This is a genomic window from Delftia sp. Lp-1 (assembly GCF_020523835.1).
GTDB lineage: Bacteria > Pseudomonadota > Gammaproteobacteria > Burkholderiales > Burkholderiaceae_C > Comamonas > Comamonas acidovorans.
In genome coordinates this window covers 808,701-820,363 of the sequence record NZ_JAJALJ010000001.1, presented here as the reverse complement: position 1 = coordinate 820,363, position 11,663 = coordinate 808,701, and the positions used below count along the sequence as shown (strand labels likewise).

Annotated in this window: 10 protein-coding genes; 4 read left to right on the top strand and 6 right to left on the bottom strand. The window is 67.6% G+C overall.

Annotation, left to right across the window (positions count from 1 at the left end):
- Nucleotides 1–237 precede the first annotated feature (237 nt).
- Complete coding sequence (locus LGR64_RS03580) at nucleotides 238–1,236, bottom strand: Bug family tripartite tricarboxylate transporter substrate binding protein (RefSeq protein ID WP_141834869.1); 999 nt, start codon at nucleotides 1,234–1,236, stop codon at nucleotides 238–240.
- Nucleotides 1,237–1,261: 25 nt separating this feature from the next.
- Nucleotides 1,262–2,743 carry an argininosuccinate lyase gene (gene argH, locus LGR64_RS03575; RefSeq protein WP_012207114.1) on the bottom strand — a complete coding sequence of 494 codons (1,482 nt, stop codon included), beginning with the start codon at nucleotides 2,741–2,743 and terminating at the stop codon, nucleotides 1,262–1,264.
- Nucleotides 2,744–2,892: 149 nt separating this feature from the next.
- Here argH and LGR64_RS03570 point away from each other — a divergent pair, with 149 nt between their 5' ends.
- Complete coding sequence (locus LGR64_RS03570; protein ID WP_141834872.1) at nucleotides 2,893–4,047, top strand: sensor histidine kinase; 1,155 nt, start codon at nucleotides 2,893–2,895, stop codon at nucleotides 4,045–4,047.
- Nucleotides 4,028–4,789 (top strand): LytR/AlgR family response regulator transcription factor, encoded by a 762-nt coding sequence (locus tag LGR64_RS03565; protein WP_012207116.1) that lies wholly within the window; start codon nucleotides 4,028–4,030, stop codon nucleotides 4,787–4,789. Before LGR64_RS03570 ends, LGR64_RS03565 begins: the two co-directional genes overlap by 20 nt.
- A 193-nt stretch (nucleotides 4,790–4,982) precedes the next feature.
- On the opposite strand, the gene LGR64_RS03560 is transcribed toward LGR64_RS03565, so the two are convergent.
- Nucleotides 4,983–6,470 carry an aminotransferase class V-fold PLP-dependent enzyme gene (locus tag LGR64_RS03560; RefSeq protein WP_230354983.1) on the bottom strand — a complete coding sequence of 496 codons (1,488 nt, stop codon included), beginning with the start codon at nucleotides 6,468–6,470 and terminating at the stop codon, nucleotides 4,983–4,985.
- Nucleotides 6,471–6,497: 27 nt separating this feature from the next.
- Nucleotides 6,498–6,968, bottom strand: a complete 471-nt coding sequence (locus LGR64_RS03555; protein ID WP_012207118.1) for a Rid family detoxifying hydrolase — start codon at nucleotides 6,966–6,968, stop codon at nucleotides 6,498–6,500.
- Between the two features lie 647 nt (nucleotides 6,969–7,615).
- On the opposite strand from LGR64_RS03555, the gene LGR64_RS03550 reads away from it, so the two are divergent.
- Together LGR64_RS03550 and LGR64_RS03545 are read left to right on the top strand one after the other, a co-directional pair.
- Nucleotides 7,616–9,028, top strand: a complete 1,413-nt coding sequence (locus tag LGR64_RS03550; protein WP_012207119.1) for a cache domain-containing protein — start codon at nucleotides 7,616–7,618, stop codon at nucleotides 9,026–9,028.
- Nucleotides 9,025–9,687, top strand: coding sequence for a response regulator (locus tag LGR64_RS03545; RefSeq protein WP_013800948.1), 663 nt, complete (start codon nucleotides 9,025–9,027; stop codon nucleotides 9,685–9,687). Before LGR64_RS03550 ends, LGR64_RS03545 begins: the two co-directional genes overlap by 4 nt.
- 28 nt (nucleotides 9,688–9,715) lie before the next feature.
- Here LGR64_RS03545 and LGR64_RS03540 read toward each other — a convergent pair whose 3' ends face one another.
- On the bottom strand, nucleotides 9,716–10,540 hold the full coding sequence (locus LGR64_RS03540; RefSeq protein WP_230354982.1) for a ZIP family metal transporter: 825 nt from the start codon (nucleotides 10,538–10,540) through the stop codon (nucleotides 9,716–9,718).
- A 172-nt stretch (nucleotides 10,541–10,712) separates the two neighbouring features.
- Complete coding sequence (locus LGR64_RS03535; RefSeq protein WP_012207122.1) at nucleotides 10,713–11,609, bottom strand: dienelactone hydrolase family protein; 897 nt, start codon at nucleotides 11,607–11,609, stop codon at nucleotides 10,713–10,715.
- Between the last annotated feature and the right edge of the window lie 54 nt (nucleotides 11,610–11,663).

Here is an 11,663-nt window from a genome sequence, read left to right as displayed (position 1 = left end):
ACGGCTGAAAACCACTGCGCGGGATGATACCGGCCCGCATCCGCTGCAGGCCCTGCTGCGGGTGCCCGGAACCGGGTCTGCGGTGTATCCATCTGTAAGACATCGGCGTATGAAGGCGTCATATATGTCCGATCACAAGGATTCGCGCCACCCACTGCGCTGGCAGCTCCGGCGATGGCCGTACCAAAACACAGCGCTTGGCGGCCGCGGAGGCTGTCGCCCCGCAGTCCGCATGTCTTACTGCGGCTGGAAGCCGTTGGTCTGGATGATGCGTTTCCAGACCTGGGTATAGGCCTGCTCGCGCTCGGCCAACTGGGCGGGCGGCATGTGGCCCACGGTCAGGCCCAGGGCGGTGAGCTGCTCGTGCACATCGGGCTGTTTGAGCACGGTGGCCACGGCGGCGGAGAAGCGGTCGATGAAGGCCTGGGGCGTACCGCGCGGCGCGTAGATGCCGTAGTAGGGCGTGTCCTCGAAGCCCTTGACGCCCTGCTCGGCCAGCGTGGGCACTTCGGGCATGGTGGCCTGGCGGCGCGTGCCCAGCACGCCGATCACGCGCAGCTTGCCGGCCTTGTGGTTTTCCATGAAATCCTGCACCGAGGCGATGCCGGCCGGAATCTGGTTGCCCAGCATGTCGGCCAGCATGGGCGCGCTGCCCCGGTAGGGCGCGGCCACCAGGTCCAGCTTGTAGTGCTCGCCCAGCAGCCTGACCAGGAATTCCGGCGTGGACGCGGGCGCGGGAATGCCGATGCTGCCGCGCTTTGCGCCCTGGCGCACCCACTCCACATACTCGGCAAGGTTGCGCGCCGGCGTGTTGGCGGAGACCGCCAGCGCGTTCACGAAGGTGGCAAAGCCGGCCACGGGAACGAAGTCATGGCCAGGGTCGAAACCCGGCTTCTTCACCACCTGGGGCAGGATGGAGATGGTGTGGTCGTGCGTGAGGAACAGCGTGTGACCATCGGCCGCAGCCGCCTTGAGCTGCTGCGCCGCGATCTGCCCGCCCGCGCCGGGGCGGTTGTCCACCAGCACCGTGGTGCCCAGCACGTCCTTGAGCCGGTCGGCCAGCAGGCGTGCGATGGCATCCGTGCCGCCGCCCGGCGGAAAGCCCACCAGGATGCGGATGGCCTGCCCGGGCTGTGCCCAGGCCAGCGGAGCCAGGGCTGACGAGGCGGCAACGGCAGTCACTGCGCCAGCGGCGCGCAGCGCCCCGGTCAGCAGTTGGCGACGGGAGGATGTCATGGCGTGGCTCCGGCGAACGGGGGGATCAGCCCAGGCGTGCGTTCAGGCGTGCATTCAAGCGCGCCTGGTGGCCTGCCAGCTGCTTGCGCACCTGGGCCGGCGCCGTGCCGCCCAGGGTGTTGCGCGCATTGAGCGAGCCTTCCAGGCTGAGCGCCTCGAAGACATCGGCCTCGATGCCGGGGTTGAAGGCCTGCAGTTCGGCCAGCGGCAGCTCGGTCAGGTCCACGCCCTTTTGCGAGGCCAGCTTGACGGCATGGGCCACGGTCTCGTGCGCGTCGCGGAAGGGCAGGCCCTTCTTGACCAGGTAGTCGGCCAGGTCGGTGGCGGTGGCGTAGCCCTTGAGCGCGGCGGCGCGCATGGCTTCGGCGTTGACGGTGATGCCGCCCTTCTTGCCGCCCGTGGCCGGGTCGGCTTGGCCGCCGATCATCTCGGCGAAGATGCGCAGCGTGTCCTTCAGGGTGTCCACCGTGTCGAACAGCGGCTCCTTGTCTTCCTGGTTGTCCTTGTTGTAAGCCAGGGGCTGGCCCTTCATCAGGGTGATCAGGCCCATCAGGTGGCCGACCACGCGGCCGGTCTTGCCGCGTGCCAGCTCGGGCACGTCGGGGTTCTTCTTCTGCGGCATGATCGACGAGCCCGTGGTGAAGCGGTCGGCGATGCGGATGAAGCCGAAGTTCTGGCTCATCCAGATGATCAGCTCTTCGGACAGGCGGCTCACGTGCACCATGCACAGGCTGGCGGCCGAGGTGAATTCGATGGCGAAGTCGCGGTCGCTGACGCCGTCCAGCGAGTTCTGGCAGACGCCTTCCATGCCCAGGGTGCGGGCCACGCGCTCGCGGTCCAGCGGGTAGGTGGTGCCGGCCAGGGCGGCGCTGCCCAGCGGCAGCACGTTGACGCGGCGGCGCAGGTCCAGCATGCGCTCGGCGTCGCGCTTGAACATTTCCACATAGGCCAGCAGGTGGTGGGCAAAGCTCACGGGCTGGGCCACCTGCAGGTGGGTGAAGCCGGGCAGGATCACGTCGACGTTCTTCTCGGCCACTTCGACCAGGGACAGCTGCAGCTCGCCCAGCAGGCCTTCGATCAGGTCGATCTCGCCGCGCAGCCACAGGCGCACGTCGGTGGCCACCTGGTCATTGCGGCTGCGGCCCGTGTGCAGGCGCTTGCCGGCGTCGCCGACCAGCTGGGTCAGGCGGGCCTCGATGTTCAGGTGCACGTCTTCCAGGTCGAGCTTCCACTCGAACTGGCCGGACTCGATTTCCTGCGTGATCTGCGCCATGCCCTTGCGGATGGACTCGTGGTCGGCGGCGGCGATGATGCCCTGGGCCGCCAGCATCTCGGCATGCGCCAGGCTGCCCGTGATGTCGGCCTGCCACAGGCGCTTGTCGAAGAACACGCTGGAGGTATAGCGCTTGACCAGATCGCTCATCGGCTCTTCAAAGAGAGCGGACCAGGCCTGGGCCTTGGTGTCGAGCTGGTTGTGCGAGGCGGACGTTGGTTGATTGGCAGACATGTGAGGACGCGATCTTCGATTAGGCGGTGCAGGCGGCGGGCGGCACGCCCCCGCGCGGGCAGGAAGCGAAGATTCTATCGACCTGGGCGGCGCCACGCCCGTGCAGGGGCCTGCATGGGCGGTGTGACCGCTGTGCAGGCCCGCCCGGCATGACCATAATCCGGGCATGCGGCGCGAACCCCACCCGCCGAAACACTACCTGCCGCCCCTTGCCGACCCAGCCGACCCCCACCACCGCCCCGCCGCCACTGCCTGCGGCGCTGGTCTTCGACGCCTGCAACGTCGGCGTGGTACTGCGCGCCGTGCTCTTCGTGCAGGCCGTGGCGGCCACGGCTGCGATGTTCGGTGCCGACTCGCTGCTGCAGTGGCTGGAGAACATGGCCCTGCTGACCGGCGCCAGCCTGCCCGGCACCCTGGTCTGGCTGGTGGCGGCCTGCCTGCTCAAGCATCCGCTGCAGCGCCTGCCGTCCACCGGGCAGTACGCAGCCGGCGTGCTGCTGGGCATGGCGGCCGGGCTGTATGCCTGCGCCATGCTGCAACTGGCCGGCAGCACCAGCGCCCCCTGGCTGGCCAGCGCCATGTCCGGCGGACTGCTGGCGGCCCTGCTGGTGGCCGCCCTGGTGCTGCGCGCACGCGGCCACACCCCCGCCGACACGCAGGCGCGGCTGGCCGAGCTGCAGTCGCGCATACGACCGCATTTCCTGTTCAACACGCTCAACAGCGCCATCGCCCTGGTGCGTGCCGAGCCCGCCAAGGCCGAGGCCCTGCTGGAAGACCTCAGCGACCTGTTCCGCTACGCACTGGCCGAGCCGCACAGCACGACCACGCTGGCCGAGGAGATCGAGCTGGCCCAGCGCTACCTGGCCATCGAGCAGGTGCGCTTCGGCGAACGGCTGCAGGTGCGCTGGCAACTGGACCCTGCCGCCCACGGCGCCCTGCTGCCGCCGCTGCTGCTGCAGCCGCTGGTGGAAAACGCCATACGCCATGGCGTGGAGCCCAGCGCACGCGGCGGCAAGCTGCAGGTGCGCACCGAGCGCCGTGGCGATCTGGTGGAGGTGCGCATCACCAACACCCTGCCCACCGAGATCGATTCCGCCAGCGCAGCTGGCACGCGCGGCAACGGCATTGCGCTGGCCAATGTGCGCGCCCGGCTGTCGCTGCTGCACGACCTGCAGGCCCACCTCACGGCGCGCACGCTCAAGGGCCATTTCGTGGTGCGCATCAGCCTGCCGCTGGCAACGCCTGCCAGCCACCCCACGAAGGCCGTATCGAAGAAGAAGCACCATGCACATCCTGATCGTTGACGACGAAGCCCTGGCCCGCGCGCGACTGCGCACCCTGCTGGCCGATGTGGAAGCCTGCACGGGCACCGGCCCGCACCAGGTCAGTGAAGCGGCAGACGCGCGCCAGGCCATGGCCGTGCTGCAGGCGCCGGGCCCGCGCGCCGTGGAACTGGCGCTGCTGGACATCCACATGCCGGGCCAGGACGGCCTGGCCCTGGCGCACGCACTGCGCCGCCTCCCGCTGCCGCCTGCCGTGGTCTTCGTCACCGCCCATGCCGGCCATGCGGTCGAGGCCTTCGACCTGGACGCCGCCGACTACCTGACCAAGCCCGTGCGCCGCGAGCGCCTGCAGCAGGCCCTGGCCAAGGCCGCACGCACGGCGGTGCACCAGACGGCCGAGCGCGACAGCGGCCCCGTGCTGCTGATACAGGACCGTGGCACCACCGTGCGTCTGCCCCTGTCCGAAGTGCTCTACCTCAAGGCCGAACAGAAATACGTGACCGTGCGCACCGTGGGCCGCAGCTACATCCTCGACGGCGCCCTGGCCGACCTGGAAACCCGCCACGCCGACCACCTGCTGCGCGTGCACCGCAACGCGCTGGTGGCCCGCAGCGCCCTGCGCGCCCTGGAACGCCACGACGACCCCACCGAAGGCGAAGGCTGGGCCCTGCGCCTGCACGGCATCCCCGAACTGCTCATGGTCTCCCGCCGCCAGCTCCCCCAGGTCCGCGCCGCCATCCGCGACGAAGGACAGCCCGGCTGACGATCAAAGGCTGAGGACAGCGCTCTGCGCCAGAAAGCGCGCCCTCAAAACAAGCACGGCCCACCTCAGAGACACCGAGGAAGGGCTTATGCCGGCCGCGCCGCCCCGCACCGAGGGTGTCGTCCCCCTCCCCCGCGAAGCGGGTAGAGAGGCGCCGTGCAACGGGGGGAAGGCGCGTAAGCGCCTCAGGGGGTCAAGCCATCTTTCTAGACAGATCCCACATCGCATCCACCAGCAGATCGACGTCCCGCGCGTCATGCCACAGGTGCGTGGAGACGCGCACGCCGTAGTGGTCTGCCGCCGCTCCGATCACGGGGAAGTTGGAGTTGCGGATCACGAAGCCCTGCGGATAGTCGCTGAGCATGCGCGCCACGAAGGTCGATGACTTGGTCCCGTTCATCACGTCGTCCTTGTTCTGGAACGGGTTGAAGCAGGTCAGCGCCGACAGCAGCTTGGGATCGTCCTTGGGCGAGTACAGCGAGTCCACGCCCCAGCGCTCGACGATCTTTTCCTTGAGGTAGGACGACAGCGTCAGGTCATAGGTCTCGATCTTCTTGCGGCCGATGCTGTCCCACTGCGCGCAGGCCTGGGCCAGCGCCATGAACATGGGCGTGTGCACGCTGCCGCAGGAGGTGACCGAGGCGGCGATGTCGTAGGTCTCCTTGGCCGTGGTCGTGCGCTCCAGCGCCGGGTAGGCGCTGGTGTGCACCGGGTACCACTTGGGCAGGGGCAGCGGGTTGGAGGCGCGCATCTTGTTGCGGATGATGAGGATGCCCGTCGAGCCCGGGCCGCACTGCCACTTGTGGCCCGCGCCCGACATGAAGTCCATACCCAGCTCCGCATAGTTGTAGGCCATCATGCCCGGCAGGTGGGCGCCGTCCACGATGCTGATCAGGCCATGCGCCTTGACCACGCCCATCAGGTCGGCAATGGGCAGCATGGTGCCGGTCTTGTAGGTGGGCGAGGACCACATCATGGCGCGCACGCGCTTGCCCTGGGCCTTGAGCGCGCGGATGCGCTCGTCGAACAGGTTCACGTAGGTGGCCGCCGTCTGGTTGTTGCCCACGGGCAGCGCAATGCGCGAGACCTCGATGCCGTAGCGGTCCTGGGCGATCTTCAGCGGCGTGTCGCCGCCGCCGTGCTCGTGGTTGGTGGTGACCACCACGTCGCCGCGCTGCCAGTCGATGCCCAGGATGGCATGGCACATGCCCGAGGATGTGTTGGCCGAGAAGGCCAGTTCGTCGGCATCCACGCCAAAGCCCGGCGCCACCTGCTTGCGCAGTTCCAGCAGGTTGCTGTAGCCGTTGCCAGAGTCGGCGGCCTTCTTGCGGTTTTCGGTATCGAACACATCGAGCACCAGCTTGGGCATGGAGCCGGCCGTGCCGATGTTCATGTAGGTCTTCTCGGGCTTGAGGATGAACATGCTCTGCACGTCGGTCCAGAAGGCCTCGTCGCGCATGAGCTGCTCGCGCAGCGCGGCGGCCGAGGTCTGGGCGTTGCCGCTGCCGCAGGCGGCAAGCAGCGGGCCCAGCGTGGCGGCGCCGGTGCCGTAGCCCAGCATGCGCAGGAAGTCGCGGCGCTTGGAAGTCCAGCGCGCGGGATAGCCGGATTCGCCGGCGGCCGCAGTGGCGGTCAGGGATGTGGCCTGCTCGGCCGCGATCTGGGGGTGTCGTGCGTTCATGCGGTCCTCCTGTCGTTGCGCAAGCGGTCAGCGGCGGCCGACGATGGCCGAGATTTCGATCTTCACATCGCGCGGCAGGCGCGCCACCTCCACCGTGGCCCGAGCGGGGGCGCCGGTCTTGAAGTACTCGCCATAGACCTTGTTCATGGCGGCGAACTCGTTGAGGTCCTTCATGAAGACCGAGGTGGACAGCACATCCTCATAGCCCAGTCCCTGGGACTTGAGCTTGGCGCCGATGTGGTCGAGCACGGCGCGCGTCTGCTCTTCGATGGTGGCGCCCTGGATGGCCGTGCCCTGTGCGTTCAGCGGCAGCACGCCCGAGAAGTAGATGGTGTTGCCATGCGCCACCATCTGCGAGTACGGGCCGATGGCCGGGTAGATCTGCGTGGTGGACAGCACCTCGCGCTTGTTGGGCGCAGCGCAACCCACCAGCGCCGCCGCCGTCACCGCCACCCCGCATGCCAGCGCCATGCGCCCCAGGTTCGTTCGAATATCCATGGTATTGCCCTTCTCAAACAAAAATACAAGCTGCCACTGCCGTGCCACGCATTACTGCATTGGCGTTATGGAAACACTTTGTCACCATTAACCCAGTCCTCAGAGGTGACCTGAATCATCGATACAAAATGATTCGAATTCGTGATTTCACGGAGAAATTCTAGGCAGGGATCTGGGGCATTCGATAATGAATTTTCCCCTACGCACCACTACGCACACGGACCCACGCAGTGCTACGCAGCCCTTCAACATTCTTTCAAAACAATGGTTTGGCACGGAATCTGCTCAACAACAAGCAGCACATCAGGCATCAGAGGGACGGCGCACCACAATACGGCAAAACGATTATCCAAAACCCCAAAAAGGGGAGTACGCACCAAGAAAATGCATCTCGGATTTCCAGTATTCATGGGATATTGTTTCGCGCCCAAAAACTATTTTCCATGGTGTTTCCCTTGGGATATTCAAACGCCTTTTCACGCGCGCGTGAATCTGCGTGGATATACGGGGCGCGCAGGCCATTGGAAAATACAGCGCCTGCCATTCAAAGGCCGCCGCCCTGGCGCTGGCGGCATGCGCGCAAGCCCTGTTGACAAGGCCCGGCCACTGGGCGGAAAAGATCGTCGGTGCACCCCACACAGGCTTCCATGCAACTTCCGCTGAAACTTGCACTTCTGTCGATTGCCGCCATCGCGCTCGCCCTGGGCCTGGTCGCGGCGACCGTGCAGCACCAGACCCTGGAGCTGGCCCACCAGGAACGGGAACTGGTCGAGACCGCCTACCTGCACAGCAAGGAGACGGAGCTGCGCCACTACGTCCAGCTGGCGACCACGGCGCTGACGCGCATCAAGTCCAGCGGCGAGGAGCAATCCGTGCAGCGGCGCCAGGCGCTGGAGATGCTGTCGCGCATGCAGTTCGGCGAGGACGGCTACTTCTTTGTCTACGACGAACACGGCAACGTGCTGCTGGATGCGCGCCAGATGGGCCTGTCGGGCGTGGACCTGTGCGATCCCAACAGCCCCGGCGGCGCAGGGCCCGCCAGGATCATCCTGGACGCCGCGCGCAGCGGCGGCGGCCTGGTGCGCTACCAGTGGCAAAAACCGTCATCGCTGCGTACCGAGGCCAAGCTCGCCTACGTGGCCACGGTGCCCGAATGGGGCTGGTCGCTGGGCACGGGCCTGTACCTGGACGATGTGGAGCAGGCGCTGCGCCAGATCGACGAAAGCGCCCAGGCCAACATCGCGGCCACGCGCTGGCGCATCTTCGGCATTGCGGCGCTGTGCATCGTGCTCATCGGCGTGGCGGGGCTGGTGTTCAATCTCAGCGATCACCGCGTGTCCAGCAACAAGCTGCAGCGGCTGGCCCAGCGCGTGGTGCATTCGCAGGAAGAGGAACGCACGCGCGTGGCGCGCGACCTGCATGACGGCGTGGTGCAGGTGCTGGTCTCCTCCAAGTTCCTGCTGGAGACGGCCCAGGCACAGCTCAGGCGGCTGGCCGCGCAGGACCCGGCCACGGCCCAGCGCATGGTGGACCAGGGCCTGGAGCAGCTCAACCACGCGCTGGTGGAGATACGGCGTGTCTCCCACGGCCTGCGCCCCGCCTTGCTGGACGACCTGGGCCTGGCCCCGGCCCTGGCGCTGATGAGCCAGCAAATGCAGGCCGAGGACGGCCTGCGCATGCAGTTCGGCTGCCGCGGCGAGACCCGCTTTCTGCCGCCCAGCCACGCCACGGCCCTGTTCCGCGTGGCCCAGGAGGCCGTGACGAATGCGCAAAACCATGCCCAGGCCACGCGCATCGATGTCAGCCTGCACTTTCAGCGCCGCCGCGTGGTGCTGCAGGTCAGCGACGACGGCCAGGGCTTCGACATGCGCCGCGTGCAGCGCGACCGCCAGGGCGGCATCGGCCTGCGCAACATGCGCGAGCGCATCGAAGGCCTGGGCGGCCACCTGTCCATCAGTTCGGGGCGCCGCGGCACCCGGCTGGTCGCCGTGCTCTACCGCGATGGCGGCATGCCGCTGTCTCCCTCACCGGAATTCGAACTCCCACGGGCCGCTGCATGAACCCCATGATCCGCATCCTCCTGGTGGACGACCACCCTCTCGTGCGCGACGGCGTGTCCATGCGCCTGCAGGCCACGGACCATATCCGTGTGGTGGGCGAGGCCGCCAGCGTGGACCAGGCCCTGCCGCTGGCCCGCGAGCTGTCGCCCGACCTGGTGGTCACCGACATCCGCATGCCGGGCGCCAGCGGCATCGACCTGGCCGCGCTGTTCCGCGATCAGTTCCCGCTGGTGCGCGTGCTGGTGCTGTCCATGCATGAGGATCCCGAATACGTGCGCCGCGCCGTGGCGCTGGGCGCACGCGGCTATGTGCTCAAGGACGCGCCTGCGCAGCAGCTCATCGAGGCCATAGACCGGGTCTACGCCGGCGGCCTGTATTTCAGCCCCGGCCTGCAGCCCGTGGCCGAGGAAGACGGCAGCGCCTCCGGGCCCCGGCGCGCCCTCACGCCGCGCGAGGCCAGCGTGCTGCAGTGGATCTCGGAGGGCCGCTCCAACAAGGAAATCGCCGCGCTGATGGGCACCTCGGTGCGCACCGTGGAAACCCACCGCCTGCACCTGCGCCGCAAACTGCGCATCGACGGCCATGCGGCCTTCATCAAGTACGCGGTGGATTACGCCGACCTGCTGGGGCCGGCACCCCAGGAGGCCCGCGCAGGCTAGGACCCGCGCCTCAGCCTCAACATCAGCCTCAGTGCGCGTGCGCCGCGCGGCTGACCACGGTGACCAGCACGATGCCCAGCATCAGCCAGCCCACCTGGGCCACGGTCTCGCGGGCGCTCAGGCGCTTTTGCAGCTGGGGAATCAGGTCGGCCAGCGCCACGTAGATGAAGCTGCTGGAGGCCACGGCCAGGAAGTACGGCAGCAGTTCCTGCAGCTGTCCCACCAGGAAATAGCCGCCAATGCCACCCAGCGTGGTCACGGCCCCGGCCATGGACACCTTGATCAGCGCCACGCGCCGGTTGGAGCTGGACTGGCGCAGCACCACGATGTCGCCCATGTGGTGCGGCACCTCGTGGGCCAGCACCGACACCGCCGCGATCAGCCCCAGGCGCATGTCGGCCATGAAGGCGGAGGCGATCAGCACGCCATCGCCAAAGCAGTGCACGCTGTCGCCGGTCAGCACGGCCCAGCCGCCGTGGCGGTGGCCATGATGGTGGTCATGGGAATGGTCATGGGCGTGGCCCTGGTGATCGTGGTGATCGTGCTCATGGGCCGGCGGCGCGCCGTGCTCATGCCCGTGGTGCCACAGCTCGGCCTTGGACAGCAGGAAAAAGAACACCAGGCCCACCAGCAGCGTCACGAACAGGTCATGCGCCCCGGCCTCGCTCTCGAAGGCTTCGGGCAAGAGGTGCATGAAGGCCGTGGCCAGCAGCGCGCCCGCCGCCAGGCTCAACAGCCGCTGCGGCATCATGCCCGGCGAGCGATTACCTCCCAGCCCCATCAACAACGCGGCCACCCAGACGCTGCCAATACCGGCGGCCAGGGTGGCCAGAATGATTGCTACCAATGTCATAGCGATTTGTGCTTCAACCGTATGCCCTTGCAGGCGAAACCCGCGAATTCTCGCAGAAAGACGGACCCCATCGCAGCCGTGGCCTGCGATCCCATGAAGGAAGCAGGCCACGGTGTCGGGTGCCCTCGGTTTCAGCCTACAGAAGCTGTCAAGCCCCCCTGCGCAAAAAAGCTCAGGGCGCGACGCCGTTCTTGTTGAACCAGGCCAGCATTTTTTGCCAACCGTCGCGCGCAGCCTGCTCGCGGTAGCTGGGCCGGTAGTCGGCATGGAAGGCGTGTGGCGCCTCCGGGTAGATCACGAACTCCGAGGCCTTGGCCGCTGCCGAGCCCTGCTTGAGCGCCTCGCGCATGCGCTCCACGGATTCCAGCGGAATGCCCGTGTCCTGCCCGCCATATAGGCCCAGCACCGGCGCCTTGAGGCTGGAGACCAGCTCCAGCGGATGGCGTGGCTGCAGCGCGGTCTTGGCGCCTTCCAGCCTGCCGTACCAGGCCACGCCGGCCTTGACCGGGCCATGGGCCGCATACAGCCAGGTGATGCGCCCGCCCCAGCAAAAGCCCGTGATGGCCACGCGCGCCGTGTCGCCGCCCTGGGTGCCGGCCCATTGCACGGCGCCGTCCAGGTCGGCCATGACCTGCTCGTCGGGCACCTTGGAGACCAGCTCGCTCATGAGCTTGGCGATGTCGGTATAGGTCTTGGGGTCGCCCTGGCGTGCATACAGATCGGGGGCAATGGCCAAGTAGCCGGCACGCGCCAGGCGGCGGCAGGTGTCGGCAATGTATTCATGCACGCCGAAGATCTCGGAGATCACCAGCACCACGGGCACATTCTTCTTGCCGGCGGGCGCGGCGCGGTAGGCCGGCACCTTGAAGCCGTTCACGGTGAAATGCACCTCGCCGGCCGTCAGGCCGTCGGCCGGCGTGGAGATGGCGGTCTGCGCCATGAGCGGCGTGGCCGCTGCGGCATAGCCCAGGCCCAGGGCGGTCTGCAATGCCAGGCGCCGCGTGGGCCCCTCTTCGCTGCTGCGCCCCGGAACCAGGGCCTTCAGGTCTTGCTGCTGATCATCACGCATGCATCTCTCCTTGGTGGTGGTTGAGAACCGGCCAAGTCTACGATGCCTGCGTGA